This window comes from Pseudomonas sp. RC3H12 (assembly GCF_018596375.1).
In the GTDB taxonomy this organism is placed as follows: domain Bacteria; phylum Pseudomonadota; class Gammaproteobacteria; order Pseudomonadales; family Pseudomonadaceae; genus Aquipseudomonas.
The window spans coordinates 3,189,383-3,209,086 of the sequence record NZ_CP075595.1 but is presented as its reverse complement, the minus strand read 5'-3'; the positions used below and the strand labels follow the sequence as shown (position 1 = coordinate 3,209,086).

Genomic DNA, 19,704 nt, shown 5'->3' with positions numbered 1-19,704 from the left:
GGTTATGCAAGTTAAGCGTTTTTTTGCCGCCGATATGCGTCAGGCCATGAAGCTGGTCCGGGATGAGCTCGGCTCCGATGCCGCCATCATCGGCAACCGGCGCATCGCCGGCGGTGTCGAGCTGACGGCTGCGCTGGACTACAAGCTGTCCGCCCTGGCCCCGCGCGTGCCCAACGCAGAGCTCGAAGACGAGCTGCGCAAGACCCAGTCGCGCATCGTTACCGCCCAGGCCGAACTGACCGGGCGTGGCGATGCCGTCGAAGGCGGCAACCGGCAATTGTTCGCCGGGCAGCCGCTGACCGCCTCGGAGCCGCTGATCGAGCCCCATGTCGACCAGCCTGCGCCGGTTGCCGCGCCAGCATCGGCACCCGTTGATCCGCGCCTGTTCGATGCCATGCGTTTCGAGCTGACCGGCTTGCGCGAGCTGCTTGAAGTCCAGCTCGGTTCGCTCGCCTGGAGCCAGCTGCAAGGCAGCAAGCCGCAGCAGGCCAACCTCTGGCGCCGGCTTCAGCGCCTCGGCCTTTCCGGTGGCCTGGCCCGCGAACTGCTCGACCTCACGGCCGGGATCGAAGAACCACGCCATGCCTGGCGCATGGTCCTGGCGCACCTGGCGCGGATGATCGACGTGCCCGAGATCGAACCGATCGAGGAGGGCGGAGTGATCGCCATGGTCGGCCCGGCCGGCATGGGCAAGACCACCACGCTGGCCAAGCTGGCCGCGCGCTACGTGCTCAAGTACGGCGCGAACAACCTGGCGCTGGTGAGCATGGACAGCTTCCGCATTGGCGCCCAGGAACAGCTCAAGACGCTGGGCCGCATCCTCAATGTGCCGGTCACCTACGTCGACCCGGGCGAGTCACTGGCCCAGGCCCTGGAGCCGCTGCTGCGCAAACGTGTGGTGCTGATCGACACCGCCGGCCTGCAGGCCAGCGACCCGGCGCTGCGCATGCAGCTCGAGACCCTGGCCGGGCGCGGCATCGCCGCGAAGAATTACTTGGTGCTGGCGACCACCAGCCAGAAGCAGGTGCTCACCGCTGCCTACCACAGCTACAAGCGCTGCGGTCTGGCCGGGTGCATCCTGACCAAGCTCGACGAAACGGCCTGCCTCGGCGAAGTGCTGAGCCTGGCCATCAGTCATGAATTGCCGGTGGCCTATCTGACCGATGGGCCGCGCATTCCCGACGACCTGCAGCTACCGCGCAAGCACCAGTTGGTAAGCCGCGCCGTCAGTGTGCAATTGCAAGAAGAGCCCAGCGACGAGGCCATGGCCGACATGTTCGCTGATCTGTACCACAGCCCTGGCAAGCGCGTGGGTTGAGGGTGAATACTGTGCAAAGTACCTACATCATGGGGTTGCCCGGCCGGACCGTGGCCTTGAATGTTCAGCCCCTCATGTGGCCTGGGTCCAAGCGAGACAAGGTAAAGAACAGACATGGGTAGCATGCATCCCGTACAGGTGATCGCCGTGACCGGTGGCAAAGGTGGCGTCGGCAAGACTAACGTTTCAGTGAACCTGTCCCTGGCGCTGGCCGAGCTCGGCCGCCGGGTGATGTTGCTGGACGCCGACCTGGGCCTGGCCAATGTCGACGTTCTGCTGGGGCTCACGCCCAAGCGCACCCTCGCCGACGTGATCGAAGGCCGTTGCGAGCTGCGGGATGTGCTGTTGCAAGGCCCGGGCGGTGTGCGCATCGTCCCGGCGGCCTCCGGCACGCAGAGCATGGTGCACCTGGCGCCCGCGCAACACGCCGGCCTGATCCAGGCCTTCAGCGACATCGGCGACAACCTTGATGTGCTGGTGATCGACACGGCTGCGGGTATCGGTGACTCGGTGGTCAGCTTCGTCCGTGCCGCCCAGGAAGTGTTGCTGGTGGTGTGCGACGAGCCGACCTCGATCACCGACGCCTACGCGCTGATCAAGCTGCTCAACCGCGATTACGGGATGAATCGGTTCCGTGTGCTGGCCAACATGGCCCAGAGCCCGCAGGAAGGCCGCAACCTTTTCGCCAAGTTGACCAAGGTCACGGACCGCTTCCTCGACGTCGCCCTACAATACGTCGGTGCCGTGCCTTACGACGAATGCGTGCGCAAGGCCGTGCAGAAGCAGCGGGCTGTCTATGAGGCCTTCCCTCGGTCCAAGTGTGCGCTGGCGTTCAAGGCCATCGCGCAGAAGGTCGACAGCTGGCCGCTGCCTGCCAACCCGCGCGGGCACCTGGAATTCTTTGTCGAGCGCCTGGTGCAGCCCACCAGTGCAGGGCCGGTGCTATGAACGCGAGCGGTTTCAAGATGTACAGCAAGGCCGCCAAGGATGCGCAGTACGAGCTGATCGAACGCTATGCGCCGTTGGTCAAGCGTATCGCCTACCACCTGCTGGCGCGCCTGCCAGCCAACGTCCAGGTCGAGGATCTGATCCAGGCCGGGATGATCGGCTTGCTGGAAGTGGCCAACAAATACGATGCCAGCAAGGGTGCCAGTTTCGAAACCTACGCCGGTATCCGTATTCGCGGTGCCATGCTCGACGAGGTGCGCAAGGGCGATTGGGCGCCACGTTCGGTACACCGCAATACGCGCATGGTCAGTGACGCGATCCGCTGTGTCGAAGCAAAGACTGGCCGCGACGCTAAAGATCACGAGGTTGCTGCCGAACTCCAATTGAGTCTCGATGATTACTACGGGATTTTGAATGACACCTTGGGCAGCCGCCTGTTCAGTTTCGACGACCTGCTGCAGGACGGCGAACATGAAGGGCTGCACGAGGACGGAGCCAGCGGCCAGCTGGAGCCGGCGCGTGATCTGGAAGACGAGCGCTTCCAGGCTGCGCTGGCCGATGCGATCGCCAACCTGCCGGAGCGCGAACGCCTGGTCCTGGCGCTGTACTACGACGAAGAGCTGAACCTCAAGGAAATCGGTGAGGTGCTGGGGGTCAGCGAATCGCGTGTCAGCCAGTTGCACAGCCAGTGCGCCGCGCGTTTGCGCAGCCGCCTTGGGGAGTGGCGGGCACGTTGAACCCGGGTTCAGTGCAGTCGTTTTTTTGTAGTGCCGAATTGATTGAGCGCGCGCTCGGCGCCGAGCGCGTTAAAGACTGCTTGGAGGTCTAATTGAACAAAGACATGAAAATCCTCATCGTTGACGACTTTTCGACGATGCGGCGGATCATCAAGAACCTGTTGCGTGACCTGGGCTTCACCAACGTCAAGGAAGCTGATGACGGCAACACGGCACTGCCGATGCTCACCAGCGAGCATTTTGACTTTCTGGTGACCGACTGGAACATGCCGGGCATGACCGGTATCGATCTGTTGCGCGCCGTTCGCGCCGACGAGCGCCTCAAGCACCTGCCAGTGTTGATGGTCACTGCGGAAGCCAAGCGCGAGCAGATCATCGAAGCTGCCCAGGCCGGCGTGAACGGCTATGTGGTCAAGCCTTTCACTGCCCTGGCGCTGAAAGAAAAGATCGAAAAGATCTTCGAACGCGTCAACGGCTGAGTCACGTCTGGGGGGCGCAATGGAGTCAACCAACAACTCTTTGGGTGAGTTCGAATCAACCCTGAAGAAGCATGCCCAGGAGCTGGTCGAGAGCCTCGAGCGCGGCCGGTTCGGTGAGGCGGTGCAGCTGATCCACCAACTGAACCAGACCCGCGACCGCGGGCTGTACCAGGAAGTCGGCAAGCTCACCCGCGAACTGCACAGTGCAATCGTCAACTTCCAGATCGACCCGGCCATGCCGCAGGCCGAGGAAGTGTCGCAGATTACCGATGCCGCCGAGCGCCTCTCCTACGTGGTCCGCCTCACCGAAGGTGCGGCCAACCGCACCATGGACCTGGCGGAGGCGTGCACCCCGGTGCTCAATGACCTCGCCACCGAGGCCCAGAGTCTGTCCGCCGACTGGCAGCGCTTCATGCGCCGCGAGGTGGCGGCGCCGGAATTCCGTGAGCTGGTCAAGCGTGTGGATAGTTTCCTGACGCACAGCGCCGAAGGTAATCAGAAGGTCGCGGGCCATATCAACGATATCGTCCTGGCCCAGGATTATCAGGATCTCACCGGCCAGGTGATCAAACGGGTGACCACGCTGGTCACCGAAGTCGAAAGCAATCTGCTCAAGCTCGTGCTGATGGCAAGCCAGGTCGACCGCTTTGCCGGTATCGAACATGACCACCAGCAGCTGCGTGCTGAAAAAGATCAAGAAAAACATCCGACTCGGGGTGAAGGTCCGCAGATTCATGCCGATAAGCGTGAAGACGTCGTGTCCAGCCAGGACGATGTCGACGATCTGTTGTCCAGCCTGGGTTTTTAAGGAGCACGTTTAATGAGCTTCGGCGCCGATGAAGAAATCCTTCAGGATTTCCTGGTAGAAGCCGGCGAAATCCTCGAGCAACTGTCCGAGCAATTGGTCGAGCTGGAAAGCCGGCCCGATGATGCGGACCTGCTCAACGCGATTTTCCGCGGTTTCCACACTGTAAAAGGGGGCGCCGGCTTCCTTCAGCTCAATGAGTTGGTGGAGTGCTGCCACATTGCCGAGAACGTGTTCGACATCCTGCGCAAAGGTGAGCGCCGGGTCGACGCGGAGCTGATGGACGTGGTGCTCGAAGCACTCGACACGGTCAACAGCATGTTCGGCCAGGTACGTGAGCGCACCGACGTCACGCCGGCCACCCGCGAGCTGCTGGCGGCGCTGTCGCGCCTGGCCGAGCCCGCTGGCGCCGAAGAGCCGGCTCCGGTCGAGGTGGCCGTTGTCGCCGAAGCGCCGGCTGCCGAGCCCGACATCACCGACACCGAGTTCGAGCAACTGCTCGACTCGCTCGATGCAGTCAAGGCCGAAGCCGAGGTTCACGAGCAACTGCAGGGTGAACAGGTCAGCGCGGGTGGTGACGAGATTACCGACGCCGAATTCGAGTCGTTGCTCGACCAGCTGCACGGCAAAGGCCAGTTTTCACCCGATACCGCTGCCAGTGAGCCAGCGGCCGTTGCCCCTGCCAGTGATGAGATCACCGACGACGAGTTCGAGTCGCTGCTCGATCAGTTGCACGGCAAGGGCACCTTCGCCGTCGACGCATTGCCTGGCGTTGCTGCGCCTGTAGCCAGTGCGGCACCAGCGGCGACTGACGAGAGCATCACCGAACACGAATTCGAGGCGCTGCTCGACCAGTTGCACGGCAAGGGCAAGTTCTCTGGCGAGGCGGTTGTTGCCGAGGCGCCTGCCGCCGTCGCCGCGCCTGTCGCAGCCAAGGCCGAAGCCAAGCCGGTTGCCAAGCCTGCGCCTGCTCCCGCGCCAGCCGCTGCCAAGCCTGCCGCTCCGGCCCGCGCGCCAGCGCCTGCCGCCGACAAGCATGGCGCCAGCGAGGCGGAGACCACCGTACGGGTCGACACCGCGCGCCTGGACGAGATCATGAACATGGTCGGCGAGCTGGTGCTGGTGCGTAATCGCCTGGTGCGCCTGGGGCTCAACAGCGGCGACGAGGCCATGTCCAAGGCCGTGTCCAACCTCGATGTGGTCACCGCCGACCTGCAGACCGCAGTCATGAAGACGCGCATGCAGCCGATCAAGAAGGTCTTCGGGCGTTTCCCGCGCCTGGTTCGCGACCTGGCCCGCCAGCTCAAGAAAGAGATCAACCTGGAGCTGGTCGGCGAAGAAACCGACCTGGACAAGAACCTTGTCGAGGCTTTGGCCGACCCGTTGGTGCACTTGGTGCGCAACGCCGTCGACCATGGCGTCGAGATGCCCGACGAGCGCGAGGCCTCCGGCAAGTCGCGCATGGGCCGGGTGGTACTGTCCGCCGAGCAGGAAGGTGATCACATCCTGCTGTCGATTTCCGACGACGGTAAGGGCATGGACCCGAGCATCCTTCGCGCCAAGGCCGTGGAAAAGGGCCTGATGGACAAGGACGCGGCCGACCGCCTGAGCGAGTCGGACTGCTACAACCTGATCTTCGCCCCGGGTTTCTCGACCAAGACCGAGATCTCCGACGTGTCCGGCCGCGGTGTCGGCATGGACGTGGTGAAGACCAAGATTTCCCAGCTCAACGGCTCGATCAACATCTTCTCGGCCAAGGGCCAGGGTTCGAAGATCGTCATCAAGGTGCCGCTGACCCTGGCGATCATGCCGACGCTGATGGTGATGCTGGCCAACCAGGCGTTCGCCTTCCCGCTGGTCAACGTCAACGAGATCTTCCACCTCGACCTGTCGCGCACCAACGTGGTCGATGGCCAGGAAGTGGTGATCGTGCGCGACAAGGCGCTGCCGCTGTTCTACCTCAAGCGCTGGCTGGTCCAGGACCACGAGCACGAGGAGCAGCACGAAGGTCACGTGGTGATCCTCTCGGTCGGCACCCAGCGCATCGGTTTCGTGGTCGACCAGTTGGTCGGCCAGGAAGAGGTGGTGATCAAGCCGCTGGGCAAGATGCTGCAGGGAACCCCGGGCATGTCCGGCGCGACCATCACCGGTGACGGCCGTATCGCGCTGATCCTCGACGTCCCGAGCATGCTCAAGCGTTACGCCGCCCGGCGTATTTGATTTCGGTGGCGCGCCCAGGCGGGTGCGCCGCCTAACGGAGTGTTTATGGCAGTCAAGGTCCTGGTGGTGGATGATTCCGGTTTCTTCCGCCGCCGTGTCTCGGAAATTCTCGCGTCCGACCCGACGATCCAGGTCGTGGGTACCGCGACCAACGGCAAGGAAGCGATCGACCAGGCGCTGGCGCTCAAGCCCGATGTCATCACCATGGACTATGAAATGCCCATGATGGACGGCATCACCGCAGTGCGTCACATCATGCAGCGCTGCCCGACGCCGGTATTGATGTTCTCCTCGCTGACCCACGAAGGCGCCCGCGTCACCCTCGACGCCCTGGATGCCGGTGCGGTCGACTACCTGCCGAAGAATTTCGAAGACATCTCGCGTAACCCGGAGAAGGTCAAGCAGATGCTCTGCGAGAAGGTCCACACCATCTCGCGCAGCAACCGCCGTTTCAGTGCCTATTCCAGCCCGGCACCGGCCGCAGTGCCGGCACCGGCCAGCAGCCATGCCCCAGCCAGCAGCTTCGCCGGTACCGCGCCTGCGCGCACTGCCGCCCCGGCCCGCGCCGCGGCACCGGCTGCCACGCATTCGCCGGCACCCAAGCGCAAGCCGTACAAACTGGTCGCCATCGGCACCTCCACGGGCGGCCCGGTGGCGCTGCAGCGGGTGCTGACCCAGCTGCCCGCCGGTTTCCCAGCGCCGATCGTGCTGATCCAGCACATGCCGGCTGCCTTCACCAAGGCCTTCGCCGAGCGCCTGGACAAACTGTGCAAGATCAGCGTCAAGGAGGCCGAGGACGGCGACGTGCTGCGCCCGGGCCTGGCCCTGTTGGCCCCGGGTGGCAAGCAGATGATGGTCGACGGCCGTGGCACGGTGAAGATCCTGCCGGGCGACGAACGCCTGAACTACAAGCCCTGCGTGGATATCACCTTCGGCTCCGCCGCCAAGTCCTACGGCGACAAGGTGCTCTCGGTGGTCCTCACCGGCATGGGCGCCGATGGCCGCGAAGGCGCACGCCTGCTCAAGCAGGGTGGCAGCACCGTGTGGGCGCAGGATGAAGCCAGCTGCGTGATCTATGGCATGCCCATGGCCATCGTCAAGGCCAACCTCGCCGACGCCGTCTACAGCCTGGACGAGATTGGCAAGCACCTGGTCGAGGCGTGCGTCTGATGGATGTGTTGAGCCTGATCGGCCTGATCCTCGCCTTTGTCGCCATCGTCGGCGGCAACTTCATGGAGGGTGGCCACGTCGGTGCGCTGATCAACGGCCCGGCGGCGCTGATCGTGCTGGGCGGTACCCTGGCGGCGGCATTGCTGCAGTCGCCGCTGTCGTCGTTCAAGCGTGCCCTGCAGATCATTCGCTGGATCTTCTTCCCGCCACGGGTCGACTTGGCTGGAGGCATCGACCGGGTGGTGAACTGGAGCCTGACGGCGCGCAAGGAGGGCTTGCTGGGCCTGGAGGGCGTGGCCGACGCCGAGCCCGATCCCTACGCGCGCAAAGGCTTGCAGTTGCTGGTCGACGGCGCCGAGCCGGAAGCCATCCGCAGCATTCTCGAAGTCGACTTTTTGACCCAGGAGTCCCGTGACATCCAGGCCGCCAAGGTGTTCGAGAGCATGGGCGGCTACGCACCGACCATCGGTATCATCGGCGCGGTAATGGGCCTGATTCATGTGATGGGCAACCTCGCCGATCCGTCGCAGCTGGGCAACGGTATCGCCGTGGCCTTTGTCGCCACCATTTATGGCGTGGCCAGTGCCAACCTGATCCTGTTGCCGGTCGCCAACAAGCTCAAGGCCATCACCCTGCGCCAGTCGCGTTACCGCGAGATGCTGCTCGAAGGCCTGCTGTCGATCGCCGAAGGCGAGAACCCACGCTCGATCGAGCTGAAGCTGCAAGGCTTCATGGAGTAAGCCATGGCCCGTCGTCGCAAGATCGAAGAGCATGAGAATCACGAGCGTTGGCTGGTCTCGTATGCCGACTTCATTACCCTGTTGTTCGCCTTCTTCGTGGTCATGTACTCGATTTCGTCGATCAACGAGGGCAAGTACAAGCAGATCTCCCAGGCGCTGATCGGGGTGTTCAACGACCCCGAGCGCAGCATGAAACCGATCCCCATCGGCGATGAGCGCCCGCTGAGCGTCAAGCCGGCCGAGCCTTTGATCAAGGACAGCGAGCAAACCGACGCGGGCCTGGCGCAGACCAGCGTCGACCCGCTCAAGACCATCACCGACGATGTGCGTGACGCCTTCGGCGACCTGATCAAGTCCAACCAGATGACCGTTCGCGGTAATGAACTGTGGGTGGAGATCGAGCTCAACTCCTCGCTGTTGTTCGCCAGCGCCGATGCCATGCCCAGTGATGTCGCCTTCGAAATCATCGAGAAGGTGGCGAAGATCCTCAGGCCGTTCGCCAACCCGGTGCACGTCGAGGGTTTCACCGACAACCTGCCGATCCGTACTGCCCAGTACCCGACCAACTGGGAGTTGTCGTCGGCGCGGGCGGCGAGCATCGTTCGCTTGCTGGCCATGGAAGGGGTCAGCCCTGCGCGCATGGCCTCGGTGGGGTACGGCGAGTACCAGCCGGTGGCCAGCAACGACACTGCCGACGGCCGTGCGCGCAACCGTCGCGTGGTACTGGTGATCTCGCGCAACCTGGAGGTGCGTCGCAGCCTGACCGGCAGCGGCAGCGCCAACGCCACCCCGGATGCGGCGATGCGCCGGGCTGGCACACAAAGTGCACCAGCCTCGCCAGCACCGAGGACCGGGGGCTGATTTCGTCAAATCCCCGTCACTGAACTTCATACCGTTCCCGGCAGGGCAGGCGGCCATACCGGGAGGAAGCAACGCACGATGAGAGTCTGGGCAGTAGCCAATCAAAAAGGTGGCGTCGGCAAGACCACCACCACCATCGCCCTGGCCGGCCTGCTGGCCGAGGCGGGCAAGCGCGTGGTCGTGGTCGACCTCGACCCGCACGGCTCGATGACCAGCTATTTCGGGCACAACCCCGATGCGCTGGAGCACAGCTGCTACGACCTGTTCCTGCACAAGGGCACGGTGCCTGAGGGGCTGCCGGGCCAGTTGCTGCTACCCACCAGTGACGAGCGTATCTCGCTGCTACCGTCGAGCACCGCGTTGGCGGTGCTCGAGCGTCAGTCGCCGGGCCAGAGTGGCCTGGGCCTGGTGATCGCCAAGAGTCTGGCGCAGCTGTGGCAGGATTTCGACTTCGCCCTGATCGACAGCCCCCCCTTGCTGGGCGTGCTGATGGTCAACGCCCTGGCCGCCAGCCAGCAGTTGGTGATCCCGGTGCAGACCGAGTTTCTCGCGGTCAAGGGCCTGGAGCGCATGGTCGGCACGCTGGGCATGATCAACCGTTCGCGCAAGCAGGCGTTGCCGTACCAGATCGTGCCGACCCTGTTCGACCGCCGCACCCAAGCTTCGCTGGGTACCTTGAAAGTGTTGCGCGACACCTATGGCGATCAAGTCTGGCAGGGCTACATCCCGGTGGATACGCGCCTGCGCGATGCCAGCCGCAACGGTGTCACGCCCTCGCAGTTCGATGGCAAGAGCCGAGGCGTGGTGGCCTACCGGGCGCTGCTCAAGCATCTGCTTACCTATCGCTCCGCGCTGCAGGTGGCCTGATGAACCAGGCACCTCACATCACCAGCAAACCGCAGATGGCCTTGCAGTCCTACCTTGATGGTTTGCTGCAGGAAGCCACCGAGCCGTTCGAGTTGCCGCCCGAGCGGGATCTGCCCGTCGCGCAGCCCGTGGAGCAGGCTCCCGGCGATGAGTTCGAGGCGGCGGTCCGCGAGGAGCAGGCCCGCGATGCTCAGCGCCAGGTCATGCCAGCCGCGCCTGCGTCCCGGCCTTTCGCCGAACCGCAGGCCAAGGTCCTGCCAACCGTGCTGCCGCCCGCCACGCCTGTCATGGAGCCGGTGGTGGCGGTGGTCGAGCGCGAGGTGGTGGCTGAGGCCAGCATTCCGCTGTTGACCGAGCCCCCGGCCATCGAGCCGGCGACGCCACTGGTGGAGCTGCACGTGCCGGCGGCACCTGCCGCGCCAACACCTCCGGCGACGGTCGACGGGCGTCCTGAATGGGCCGCCGAGCCATTCGAATGCCTGCTGTTCGATGTCGCCGGGCTGACCCTGGCGGTACCGCTGGTGTGCCTGGGCTCGATCTATACCCTGGCCGGCCAGGAGCTGACGCCGCTGTTCGGCCAGCCGGACTGGTTCCTTGGCATCCTCACCTGCCAGGCGGGCAACCTCAAGGTGCTGGATACTGCCCGCTGGGTCATGCCTGACCGCTACCGGGACGATTTCCGCCAGGGCCTGCAATACGTCATTTCGGTCCAGGGCTACGAATGGGGGCTGGCCGTGCACCAGGTCAGCCGCTCGCTGCGTCTGGACCCGAACGAGATCAAATGGCGCAGCCAGCGTGGCCAGCGCCCGTGGCTGGCCGGCACGGTGATCGAACACATGTGCGCGCTGCTCGACGTCGCCGAACTGGCCGAGCTGATTGCCAGTGGCGCGGTCAAGCAGATGAACACCAAACACAACTGAATCAACGCCGCTACTGCCGCGGCAATACAGAGCACACCGCCAATGGCGGATTTTGAGGGCTAGGGGAATGAAAAAGTCGTCTGCACAAGGTTCCGAAGATCCGATCCTGCAGTGGGTAACCTTCCGTCTGGACAACGAGTCCTACGGCATCAATGTCATGCAGGTGCAGGAAGTACTGCGCTACACCGAGATCGCCCCGGTACCGGGCGCCCCCAGCTATGTGCTGGGCATCATCAACCTGCGCGGCAACGTGGTGACGGTGATCGACACCCGCCAGCGCTTCGGCCTGATGTCGAGCGAAGTCACCGACAACACCCGTATCGTCATCATCGAGGCGGACAAGCAGGTGGTCGGCATCCTCGTCGACAGCGTCGCTGAAGTGGTGTACCTGCGCCAGTCGGAGATCGAGACCGCGCCGAACGTCGGCAACGAAGAGTCGGCCAAGTTCATCCAGGGCGTGTGCAACAAGAACGGCGAGCTGCTGATCCTGGTCGAGCTGGACAAGATGATGACCGAGGAAGAGTGGTCCGAGCTGGAGAACATCTGAGTTGATCTTCGAGGTTGCTGTCATCTTCCTGGCGCTGCTGTGGGCGCTGAGCCTGTGGTTCTTCCTCAACTACAGCAAGCGCCAGCGCGAGCTGGCCGCCCAGCAGGCCCAGGGCGATGCGCTGCGTGACCAGCGCATCAAGGACCTCGCCAAACGCCTGGACGACTACCAGAACGGCACCGTGCGCATGGGCGAAGCGATCCATGAATTGCGCGCGGTGGTGGCGCCGCTGCCCGAGAAGCTGCAGCAACTCGAGCAGCGCGACCCCCACAGCGTCACCTTCGCCCAGGCCGCCAAGCTGGTGGGGATGGGCGCCAGCGTCGAGGAACTGACCCAGACCTGCGGGTTGACCCAGGCCGAGGCGCAGTTGATGAGCAAGCTGCACCGCGGCGAGTGATGAACAGGGCGACGCAAGTCGCCTTGTTTTTTCATGGGTTTTGTCCCAATCACGATGATTGGCGATCTCCCGTTCGCGGTAAAAGACCACTCAGCGACCTTGCGAGGTACTTTCCTGCACTTTGCTACTGGTTATTTGCTCCATGAATGATTACCACCGACCTTGGCGAAGCGGTTCAGCGGCAGCAGCGTGTGCACGGCGTCCTTGCCACGCTGCATGTCGATGAACTGGTAGGCGTTGATCCGTGGCATGGCGTACAGATTTACGATCTGGCGCAAGGTGCGCAGCGCCGGCAGGTGGCGGTCGACCACATCGCTTAGCAAGGCCGGGCCGGTCATTTGGCTGAGGCGGTTGGCATAGCGGTAGAAGTTGGCTGGATCCTCGGCCAGGCTGGGCTTGCTGTCGTAGAAGTCCGGGTTTGTCTGGAAGCGAGCATGCATTTCTTCAGAAATAGCCTCCAGGGTGGGGTTGCCGGGATGGCTGCCGATCAGGCTGGTGTTGTACAGGCAGTTCATCCCCATCTTCTCGTTGGACATGGGGGGCGCGAGCAGCAGGCTATTGGGGGGCGTGCACAGCTCAACATGGTCGATGGTTTCGTTTTCCCCCTGGGCCAGCAGGGTGTCGTCCACATCCATGTACAAGCCCCCCTCGTGATGCAACATAGGGTAGCGCAACACGTCGGATGCCGAGGCGTAGTTGGTGGCGGTACCGCCATTGCCATCCAGCGCTGCATCATATTGGGCGAAGTACTTGCTCTGGCGAAATACTCTGAAGAAGGCTTGCTCTTCCAGCGGCAGAACCTGCAGCCCTGGTGCTTGCGCAGCGAGCAGCCACTGGTTTTCGGCATAGACGTCGGGGTTGGCATGCGAAAGGAACAGGCGCAGAGAATAGTCACTGTCCTTGAGCCGTGCGGCATTCTTGCCCAGGTTGGTGAGCAGTTCAGGGTTGATCACCTTGTCGCCTACCCAGAGGCAATTGACCGTCTTGGGGATGGGGTAGCTGTCAGCGGCTGGCGTGGGCACTTCCACCGGCAATGGAAGATCGACCCCTAGCGCACGCAGGCTTCGGGTGCGCATGGCGTTGGTGACTAGGCGGGTGGTGGGCGCCGGCACCAGGTCCTTTCTTCCGGCCTGGGCTATGTAACCGACTGGATCTATCTCGTTGAGGTCCTCCTCACGAATAAACACATCGCGCTCCACGTCATAAACGACATGATAGTTGTAGCCTGCGATGCTCACCCCGAGATGGTCGGGATCGCCGTTGTAGAGCGGCACTCGAACAACGGAGTCGGCGATGGCCTGGTCGCCATCCGGTAGGGGGGAGATCGACTCGGGTGTGTGGAAATAGCGCGCACCTTCAGGTTCCGGAAAGCGGGGTGGGGTACTCGGGCTCAATGGGTAGCCGATCTGCTCGTTCAGCCGCGTTGGCGAGACGAAACCCTCACTTTTGAACTCGAACAGCGCCTTGGCTCCTCGGGCGCCAACGATTGCCAATGGCACGGCATTGAACAGGCCCCAGGTGATGTTCCCGAGACCATCTTCCTTCTCTTGCAGTGTCCGACCGTTGATCGCCTGGTCGAGCCCCAGGCTCAACTGTACGACACCGCCCAGGGCCAGCAGGGGAGCAAGGCCCGGCACCACGAGACAAAACGGTGCCAGCAGGTTGAGTGTGGCGGTCAGATAGCCGATCCAGCGGGCTTTGCTGACCTGGCTGTCGCGGGTGATGAGAAAGTCGGCATCGTCATAACTGCGTTGGCGCTGGCGCTCGGCCAATGCGAGGAAAAGATCGCCTTCAAGCCTGGGGTTGTATTTGCCGGGCCGATAGTTGACGTAGGTGCGTGGCGGCCAGGTACCGTCATCGTTGAAATAGCCGTGTTCAGGGGGCAGCGAGTGGCGGGCCGGGTAGTCGGCCAGGCCGTCTAGGGCCGTTTGCAGGCCGCTGAAGTCAAGGCCTTGCGGGCAGTCGGCCAGGCGGAAGTACTGTTTCAAGGCTTGCCGCTTTGCCGGGTCCTTGCACTGCTGGCCGATCCAGTCTTTCATAAGCGCCTTGCTGTTGAACTCCAGCAATGGCGAGCTGTTACCGGGCATGTAGAGTACGGTCAGGTCGCTGGCAGGGTCGTTCAGATACAACAGGTCGGTAGCAGCGTAGCCGTAGATGTTCAGCGTACTCCTGTGCAGCTGCGTGCCGCAGGGCATCAACCCGGCGGCTTGCCAGATGAGCTTCCTGGCCGGCTCGCTGAGGCTACCTTCGCCAACCTGCTTATTGCAGGCTGCTATGAAATTGAGCTTGCAAGCAAGTCTGTGGTCTTGCAGATGTTCGTTCCAGTAGCGGTCCAACTGGGCCTTGAAGGGCGTATGGAAGTCCAGGTCTTCTATGAACCGCTGGAAGGCTTCTGCGGCTATCGGCAGGTGAGTCGAGGTGTCATAGCGTTGTGGCGTGGTACGGCGGAACAAACCGTTGAACACCTCGAAGGCGGCACCGTTGTGATTGAGGCCGGGGGCTGGCAGTGTTTCCACCAGGCGTAGCGGACGATCAGGCAGGGTGCCGGCCCAGGGGTTGCGAAACAGGCTGCCGAACAGGTTGTTGTTGGCTTCACCTTGCCAGTTGCTCAGTACCGCCTGGGGCAAACTCATGCGCTTGGTAACTGCGGCGAGATAGCGATCCGGTCCATCGGGGCGGTAGTGCAGGGTGACGACGTCGATCTGCTCAGCGGCCAGGTCATGGCCCTGTTGTGCCAGCCATTGCTGGATTGCCCGGCTGGCTTCGAGATCCGGGCGCGGTACGTGGTTCAGGTGGTCGACGACGTACTGAACGCCGGCGGCGTTGATGCGGCTTGTAGACATGTTGCTCACCTTGCTCATTTGTGGGAATGGCAAGGCTGAATGGCTTTTGCAGGCTGGGGGCGGTAGCTAATTACCCGTTGCCGCCCGGTGGCAATAGCGCGGCTACCGGTGTCACGTCCCGTGGTGCGCTGGGCTCATCGCTGAACCCCGCCGGTACCTTGCCACGTAGCTGCCAGGCAAAGGCGATGATTTCGGCGATGGTCAGGTACAGCGCCTCCGGTATCTGTTCGCCCAATTCCAGGCGCGCCAGCAGGCGCACCAGCTCGGCGTTCTCGTAGATCGGTACTTCGTGCTCGCGGGCCAGGGCGAGGATGGCTTCGGCCAGTTCGTCGTCACCCTTTGCGCTCAGGGTTGGAGCCTGCTGGCCATCGTAGCTCAGGGCAATGGCCTGGCGCGGTTGCTTGCTGCTCATGCGTTCTCGTCCACCCAGCGTTGTTCCAGGCGCGTACGCGGGCCTTGAGGAGGAGTGCCGGGGTGGCATTCCAGGTCGCCGACGTCCAGGCCGCGGGCCACCAGGCGTTCGCGCAAGGCGCCCAACTGGCTGTCGATCAGGCGCGCGGTTTGTTCCTGCTGTGCCCACAGCTGGCCGGAAAGCCGACCCTGGGCCAGTTGCGCCTGGACCTGCAGCGGGCCGAGCGGCGACAGGTCGAAAGCCAGCTCAATGCGCCATAAAGCTTTCATTGGATCATCCTGTTCGCGTTCACGGTCGGCCTGTTGTTCCGGGGTTTCTTCGCGTTGCAGCTTCACTTGCAGGGGAATGAACTCCTGGCCATGGCGAACCGGGATCTCGGTCTGCCAGGTGGTTTGCTGGTTGCCATTGTCGAGCGTGCCGCTCTGCTGCAGGCTGGACAGCGAATGGCTCTGCAGCCGGGAGATCGCCGCGGCGGCCAGGCGCAGCAGTTGCTGCAGGTCGCCTTCACTCTCCAGCTTCTGCAGCAGCCGCGAGGGCAGGGGAAAAGCGCTCGGCAGCGGTCGTGGGCTGATTTGGACGAGCATGCCCAGGGCGCTGCGCGCCAGGCCAGGCAGGGCCTGGGCGAGGGTACCGGTGGCCAGCGCGGTGGCCATCGGTGGATGGCCGGGCACGCTGGGCAGCGCCTGGGCCACCAGCTTGACCAGTTGTGCCTTGAGGTCGGGCGCGATCCCGCTGGCCAGCCCGCCCAGTAGCTTGGATTCGAAGAACGTGCCGCTGTTGTTCAGTGCCTGGGCCAGGCTCTTCGCATCGCCAAGTTGCCGCGCTTCGGGCAGGCTGGCGAGCAGGCGCTCGGCACTGGCGCGCAGTTCGGGGGCCATGTCGGGGCTGCTGGCGATCTGCTGGAGGCTGTTGAGCACACCTGGCAATGAGGCCTGGAGGCTTTGCTGGGTCGACAGGTGCTGGGTAACGGCCAATTGGTCCTGGCGGCCGCTCAGGGGCACGAAGCGCAGTTTTTGTTCGCCCTGCACCAGCGCGCTGAGCAGGCTGCCCACGGGAAGCCTGCGCGGGCTGTCGATGGCCAGCGTGGCACCGGCCTGGCTGCTGGTGAGCAGGCTCACCAGCGAGCGGAAGGTAACGGCTGAGCCGGGATTTTGCGGCAGTGCCTGGCTGGTCAGCACCTTGGCCTGCAGCAAGGTGCCGACCGGGAGCTGCCGGGTATCCAGTTGAGTCAGGGTGGCGATGTTGCCGGCACTGGCCTGCTGCACCATCACCGCCAGGCGGCTGCTTTCGGTCTGGCTGACGGTGATCAGGCTGCCGGGAGGCATCGGCTGGCTGGCGGTGGTCAGTACCTGGATCTGGTTGCCATTGGCCTGGGTGAGCCGCAGCAGCATCTGGAATTCCTGGCCGATCTGGCGCAGGGTGACGACCTCGGCTTCGGCGGTTTCTCCAGGCGGCAGCAGACCAGGCTGGGCCTGCAGCAGGCGCAGCAGTTCGCCGGTCATCGCGGCCCGGGTCGCTTGGGCGCTTACCGCGCTTTGTGTGCTGAGACTATTGATTTCAGTCATGATTGTATACAACCTGTCGAACCAGCCCTCTTGGCAGCGCGGTGGCGCGTGCAATAATGCCGCTCGCTCGCCATTGCCAGTATAACGGCAAGGGTTGGAGCGACTTGAGACACAGACTGTATAAGGCGATACCGTGACCCTTCACCTCCAAGCTGCGGGCCTGGCCTGCGAGCGCGACTGGCGGCTGCTGTTCGAGCACCTGCACTTCGAGCTGCACCCTGGCGACATGCTGCAGGTCGCCGGCCCCAACGGCAGCGGCAAGACCAGCTTGCTGCGCCTGCTGGCAGGGCTCATGCAACCTACTGCCGGGCAGATCCTGCTAGGGGGCGAGCCGCTGGCCGCACAACGCCATGCCCTGGCCAGCATCCTGTTGTGGATCGGCCATGCCGCAGGGATCAAGGACCTGCTCACCGCTGAAGAGAACCTTGCCTGGCTCTGCGCATTGCACCGCCCGGCCAACCGCGAGGCGATCTGGAAGGCGCTGGAGGCCGTCGGCCTGCGCGGTTTCGAGGACGTGCCCTGCCATACGCTGTCCGCCGGCCAGCAGCGCCGCGTGGCGCTGGCCCGGCTGTACCTGGACTGTCCGCCGCTGTGGATCCTCGATGAACCGTTCACCGCTCTCGACAAGCAGGGCGTGGCGCAACTGGAAGCGCACCTTGCAGCGCACTGCGAGCACGGTGGTACCGTGGTGCTGACCACCCACCACACGCTCGAGCGCAAGCCGTCCGGCTACCGCGAGCTGAACCTGGGGCAGTGGGCAGCATGAGTGTATTCCTTCTTCTGTTGCGCCGTGAGGCGCGGCTGTTGTTCCGCCGCCCGGCGGAACTGGCCAACCCGCTGGTGTTCTTCGCCATCGTTGTCGCCCTGTTCCCGCTGGCGGTAGGGCCCGAGACACAATTGTTGCAAACCTTGTCGCCGGGGCTGGTCTGGGTCGCGGCCTTGCTGGCGGTATTGTTGTCGCTGGACGGGTTGTTTCGCAGTGATTTCGAGGACGGCTCGCTCGAGCAGTGGGTGCTTTCGCCGCATCCGCTGGCCATGCTGGTGCTGGCCAAGGTGCTGGCGCACTGGATCTTTTCCGGGTTGGCGCTGGTATTGTTGGCACCATTGCTGGCGCTGATGCTGGGCCTGCCGCCCAGTTGCCTGCCGGTGCTGCTCGCCTCCTTGCTGCTGGGCACCCCGGTGCTGAGCCTGCTGGGCGCGGTGGGGGCGGCGCTGACGGTCGGTCTCAAGCGCGGCGGCCTGCTGCTGGCGTTGCTGATTCTGCCGTTGTATATCCCTGTATTGATCCTGGGCAGTGGTGCGTTGCAGGCGGCGTTGCAGAATATGCCCGCCACCGGTCATCTGCTCTGGCTCGCCAGCCTGACGGCACTGGCGGTGACACTGGCACCCTTTGCGATCGCGGCCGGCCTGAAGATCAGCGTCGGCGAATAACGAGTGCCGGGCATTGCAGCCCGGCCAATACCCTGGATGTACCCTGATGAAAATAAGCTGGACGTGGTTCCACAAGCTGGGTTCCCCCAAATGGTTCTATGCCATCAGCGGCCGCATGCTGCCATGGCTGACCGTTTGCGCCATCGTGCTAATGCTGGTCGGCATCACCTGGGGCCTGGCCTTTGCCCCCCAGGACTACCAGCAGGGCAACAGCTTCCGCATCATCTATATCCATGTGCCGACCGCCATGCTGGCGCAGTCGTGCTATGTGATGCTCGCCGTGGCAGGCGTGGTGGGGCTGGTGTGGAAGATGAAACTGGCCGATGTCGCGCTGCAGTGCGCGGCGCCCATCGGTGCCTGGATGACCGCGGTGGCGCTGGTCACCGGGGCGATCTGGGGCAAGCCCACCTGGGGCAGTTGGTGGGTCTGGGATGCGCGCCTGACCTCCATGCTTATCCTGCTGTTCCTGTACTTCGGCATCATTGCCCTGGGCCAGGCCATCAGCAACCGCGACAGCGCGGCCAAGGCCTGTGCGGTACTGGCGATCGTCGGTGTGATCAACATCCCGATCATCAAGTACTCGGTGGAGTGGTGGAATACCCTGCACCAGGGCGCCACCTTCACCCTCACCGAAAAGCCGGCAATGCCGGTGGAAATGTGGGCGCCGCTGCTGATCACCGCGTTGGGTTTCTATTGCTTTTTCGGCGCGGTGCTGCTGCTGCGCATGCGCCTCGAAGTACTCAAGCGCGAGGCTCGGGCCAGTTGGGTGCGCGACGAAGTGTTGAGCAGCCTGGGCCGGGAGGGGGCACGATGAGTTTCGCATCTTTCAGTGATTTCCTCGCCATGGGCCACCATGGCCTGTATGTCTGGTCGGCCTACGGGATCTGCCTGGCGGTGCTGGCGCTGAATGTCGCCACGCCCCTGTTGGGCCGCCGCCGCTACCTGCAAGAAGAGGCGCGTCGTCTGCGCCGGGAGAACAAACCGTGAATCCGCAGCGCAAGAAACGCCTGTTCATCATCCTCGGCCTGCTGGCCGGTGTCGGCGTCGCCGTGGGCTTCGCCCTGAGTGCGCTGCAGCAGAACATCAACCTGTTCTACACCCCGACGCAGATCGCCAACGGCGAGGCGCCCCTGGACACCCGCATCCGCGCTGGTGGCATGGTCGAGAAGGGCTCGGTGCAGCGCTCGGCCGATTCGCTCGACGTACGTTTCGTGGTCACCGACTACAGCAAGTCGGTACCGATCACCTACCGCGGCATCCTCCCTGACCTGTTCCGCGAAGGGCAGGGCATCGTCGCCCTTGGCAAGCTCAATGCCGATGGCGTGGTGGTGGCCGATGAGGTTTTGGCCAAGCACGATGAGAAGTACATGCCGCCGGAAGTCACCAAGGCCCTGAAAGAAAGCGGCCAGGCCGCCAGTGATGCGGGGGCCAAGCCATGAACGCG

Annotated in this window: 21 protein-coding genes; 18 read left to right on the top strand and 3 right to left on the bottom strand. The window is 63.8% G+C overall.

The window, feature by feature from the left end; all coding sequences use genetic code 11:
- Positions 1-4: 4 nt before the first annotated feature.
- The 13 genes from flhF to KHO27_RS14545 all read left to right on the top strand — a co-directional run bounded on the left by flhF (position 5) and on the right by KHO27_RS14545 (position 12,009).
- Positions 5-1,318: a flagellar biosynthesis GTPase FlhF gene (flhF, locus tag KHO27_RS14605; protein ID WP_111532659.1), complete on the top strand. Its 1,314-nt coding sequence runs from the start codon at positions 5-7 to the stop codon at positions 1,316-1,318.
- Between the two features lie 114 nt (positions 1,319-1,432).
- Positions 1,433-2,266, top strand: coding sequence for a flagellar synthesis regulator FleN (gene fleN, locus KHO27_RS14600; RefSeq protein ID WP_023630864.1), 834 nt, complete (start codon positions 1,433-1,435; stop codon positions 2,264-2,266).
- Complete coding sequence (gene fliA, locus KHO27_RS14595; RefSeq protein ID WP_038706555.1) at positions 2,263-3,003, top strand: RNA polymerase sigma factor FliA; 741 nt, start codon at positions 2,263-2,265, stop codon at positions 3,001-3,003. The genes fleN and fliA overlap by 4 nt, the downstream gene beginning before the upstream one ends.
- A gap of 104 nt (positions 3,004-3,107) precedes the next feature.
- Positions 3,108-3,482, top strand: coding sequence for a chemotaxis response regulator CheY (locus tag KHO27_RS14590; RefSeq protein ID WP_023630863.1), 375 nt, complete (start codon positions 3,108-3,110; stop codon positions 3,480-3,482).
- Positions 3,483-3,501: 19 nt separating this feature from the next.
- Positions 3,502-4,290, top strand: coding sequence for a protein phosphatase CheZ (locus tag KHO27_RS14585; RefSeq protein WP_046854691.1), 789 nt, complete (start codon positions 3,502-3,504; stop codon positions 4,288-4,290).
- Between the two features lie 12 nt (positions 4,291-4,302).
- The gene (locus KHO27_RS14580; protein WP_110704105.1) at positions 4,303-6,507 is read left to right on the top strand and encodes a chemotaxis protein CheA; all 2,205 of its coding nucleotides are present in this window, start codon (positions 4,303-4,305) and stop codon (positions 6,505-6,507) included.
- 45 nt (positions 6,508-6,552) lie between these two features.
- Positions 6,553-7,677, top strand: a complete 1,125-nt coding sequence (locus tag KHO27_RS14575) for a protein-glutamate methylesterase/protein-glutamine glutaminase (RefSeq protein WP_110704107.1) — start codon at positions 6,553-6,555, stop codon at positions 7,675-7,677.
- A complete protein-coding gene (locus KHO27_RS14570) occupies positions 7,677-8,417 on the top strand; it encodes a flagellar motor protein (RefSeq protein ID WP_023631606.1) in 741 nt (246 codons plus the stop codon). Before KHO27_RS14575 ends, KHO27_RS14570 begins: the two co-directional genes overlap by 1 nt.
- Before the next feature lie 3 nt (positions 8,418-8,420).
- On the top strand, positions 8,421-9,278 hold the full coding sequence (gene motD / locus KHO27_RS14565) for a flagellar motor protein MotD (RefSeq protein WP_214500408.1): 858 nt from the start codon (positions 8,421-8,423) through the stop codon (positions 9,276-9,278).
- 78 nt (positions 9,279-9,356) lie between these two features.
- Positions 9,357-10,145, top strand: coding sequence for a ParA family protein (locus KHO27_RS14560; protein ID WP_046854695.1), 789 nt, complete (start codon positions 9,357-9,359; stop codon positions 10,143-10,145).
- Positions 10,145-11,065, top strand: coding sequence for a CheW domain-containing protein (locus KHO27_RS14555; RefSeq protein ID WP_110704112.1), 921 nt, complete (start codon positions 10,145-10,147; stop codon positions 11,063-11,065). The genes KHO27_RS14560 and KHO27_RS14555 overlap by 1 nt, the downstream gene beginning before the upstream one ends.
- Positions 11,066-11,132: 67 nt before the next feature.
- On the top strand, positions 11,133-11,612 hold the full coding sequence (locus KHO27_RS14550; RefSeq protein ID WP_023630607.1) for a chemotaxis protein CheW: 480 nt from the start codon (positions 11,133-11,135) through the stop codon (positions 11,610-11,612).
- 1 nt (position 11,613) lies between these two features.
- Positions 11,614-12,009, top strand: coding sequence for a DUF2802 domain-containing protein (locus tag KHO27_RS14545; RefSeq protein ID WP_110704114.1), 396 nt, complete (start codon positions 11,614-11,616; stop codon positions 12,007-12,009).
- A 131-nt stretch (positions 12,010-12,140) separates the two neighbouring features.
- Here KHO27_RS14545 and KHO27_RS14540 read toward each other — a convergent pair whose 3' ends face one another.
- The 3 genes from KHO27_RS14540 to fliK form a co-directional block, all read right to left on the bottom strand.
- Positions 12,141-14,852, bottom strand: a complete 2,712-nt coding sequence (locus KHO27_RS14540; RefSeq protein ID WP_214500407.1) for a dermonecrotic toxin domain-containing protein — start codon at positions 14,850-14,852, stop codon at positions 12,141-12,143.
- A 70-nt stretch (positions 14,853-14,922) separates the two neighbouring features.
- The gene (locus tag KHO27_RS14535; RefSeq protein WP_110704118.1) at positions 14,923-15,264 is read right to left on the bottom strand and encodes an EscU/YscU/HrcU family type III secretion system export apparatus switch protein; all 342 of its coding nucleotides are present in this window, start codon (positions 15,262-15,264) and stop codon (positions 14,923-14,925) included.
- The gene (gene fliK / locus KHO27_RS14530; RefSeq protein WP_214500406.1) at positions 15,261-16,829 is read right to left on the bottom strand and encodes a flagellar hook-length control protein FliK; all 1,569 of its coding nucleotides are present in this window, start codon (positions 16,827-16,829) and stop codon (positions 15,261-15,263) included. The genes KHO27_RS14535 and fliK overlap by 4 nt, the downstream gene beginning before the upstream one ends.
- Positions 16,830-16,962: 133 nt before the next feature.
- On the opposite strand from fliK, the gene ccmA reads away from it, so the two are divergent.
- From ccmA to ccmE, 5 genes are read left to right on the top strand one after another with little or no spacing between them, the layout of a single operon-like run.
- Positions 16,963-17,595, top strand: a complete 633-nt coding sequence (gene ccmA, locus KHO27_RS14525) for a cytochrome c biogenesis heme-transporting ATPase CcmA (protein ID WP_110704122.1) — start codon at positions 16,963-16,965, stop codon at positions 17,593-17,595.
- Entirely contained in the window at positions 17,592-18,260 is a 669-nt protein-coding gene (ccmB, locus tag KHO27_RS14520; protein ID WP_031315999.1) for a heme exporter protein CcmB, read from the top strand. The genes ccmA and ccmB overlap by 4 nt, the downstream gene beginning before the upstream one ends.
- Positions 18,261-18,306: 46 nt before the next feature.
- Positions 18,307-19,074 carry a heme ABC transporter permease gene (locus KHO27_RS14515; RefSeq protein ID WP_214500405.1) on the top strand — a complete coding sequence of 256 codons (768 nt, stop codon included), beginning with the start codon at positions 18,307-18,309 and terminating at the stop codon, positions 19,072-19,074.
- Entirely contained in the window at positions 19,071-19,247 is a 177-nt protein-coding gene (gene ccmD / locus KHO27_RS14510) for a heme exporter protein CcmD (RefSeq protein ID WP_214500404.1), read from the top strand. The genes KHO27_RS14515 and ccmD overlap by 4 nt, the downstream gene beginning before the upstream one ends.
- Positions 19,244-19,699, top strand: coding sequence for a cytochrome c maturation protein CcmE (ccmE, locus tag KHO27_RS14505; RefSeq protein ID WP_023632021.1), 456 nt, complete (start codon positions 19,244-19,246; stop codon positions 19,697-19,699). Before ccmD ends, ccmE begins: the two co-directional genes overlap by 4 nt.
- Positions 19,700-19,704: the final 5 nt, after the last annotated feature.

Bases quoted from the DNA above. Each gene is read 5' to 3' on its own strand.
- ccmB (WP_031315999.1), top strand. From the start codon at position 17,592: ATGAGTGTATTCCTTCTTCTGTTGCGCCGTGAGGCGCGGCTGTTGTTC.
- fliK (WP_214500406.1), bottom strand. From the start codon at position 16,829: ATGACTGAAATCAATAGTCTCAGCACACAAAGCGCGGTAAGCGCCCAA.
- fliA (WP_038706555.1), top strand. From the start codon at position 2,263: ATGAACGCGAGCGGTTTCAAGATGTACAGCAAGGCCGCCAAGGATGCG.
- KHO27_RS14550 (WP_023630607.1), top strand. From the start codon at position 11,133: ATGAAAAAGTCGTCTGCACAAGGTTCCGAAGATCCGATCCTGCAGTGG.
- KHO27_RS14590 (WP_023630863.1), top strand. From the start codon at position 3,108: ATGAAAATCCTCATCGTTGACGACTTTTCGACGATGCGGCGGATCATC.
- KHO27_RS14515 (WP_214500405.1), top strand. From the start codon at position 18,307: ATGAAAATAAGCTGGACGTGGTTCCACAAGCTGGGTTCCCCCAAATGG.
- flhF (WP_111532659.1), top strand. From the start codon at position 5: ATGCAAGTTAAGCGTTTTTTTGCCGCCGATATGCGTCAGGCCATGAAG.
- motD (WP_214500408.1), top strand. From the start codon at position 8,421: ATGGCCCGTCGTCGCAAGATCGAAGAGCATGAGAATCACGAGCGTTGG.
- fleN (WP_023630864.1), top strand. From the start codon at position 1,433: ATGGGTAGCATGCATCCCGTACAGGTGATCGCCGTGACCGGTGGCAAA.
- KHO27_RS14535 (WP_110704118.1), bottom strand. From the start codon at position 15,264: ATGAGCAGCAAGCAACCGCGCCAGGCCATTGCCCTGAGCTACGATGGC.
- KHO27_RS14580 (WP_110704105.1), top strand. From the start codon at position 4,303: ATGAGCTTCGGCGCCGATGAAGAAATCCTTCAGGATTTCCTGGTAGAA.
- KHO27_RS14585 (WP_046854691.1), top strand. From the start codon at position 3,502: ATGGAGTCAACCAACAACTCTTTGGGTGAGTTCGAATCAACCCTGAAG.
- KHO27_RS14560 (WP_046854695.1), top strand. From the start codon at position 9,357: ATGAGAGTCTGGGCAGTAGCCAATCAAAAAGGTGGCGTCGGCAAGACC.
- KHO27_RS14570 (WP_023631606.1), top strand. From the start codon at position 7,677: ATGGATGTGTTGAGCCTGATCGGCCTGATCCTCGCCTTTGTCGCCATC.
- KHO27_RS14575 (WP_110704107.1), top strand. From the start codon at position 6,553: ATGGCAGTCAAGGTCCTGGTGGTGGATGATTCCGGTTTCTTCCGCCGC.
- KHO27_RS14540 (WP_214500407.1), bottom strand. From the start codon at position 14,852: ATGTCTACAAGCCGCATCAACGCCGCCGGCGTTCAGTACGTCGTCGAC.
- ccmD (WP_214500404.1), top strand. From the start codon at position 19,071: ATGAGTTTCGCATCTTTCAGTGATTTCCTCGCCATGGGCCACCATGGC.
- KHO27_RS14555 (WP_110704112.1), top strand. From the start codon at position 10,145: ATGAACCAGGCACCTCACATCACCAGCAAACCGCAGATGGCCTTGCAG.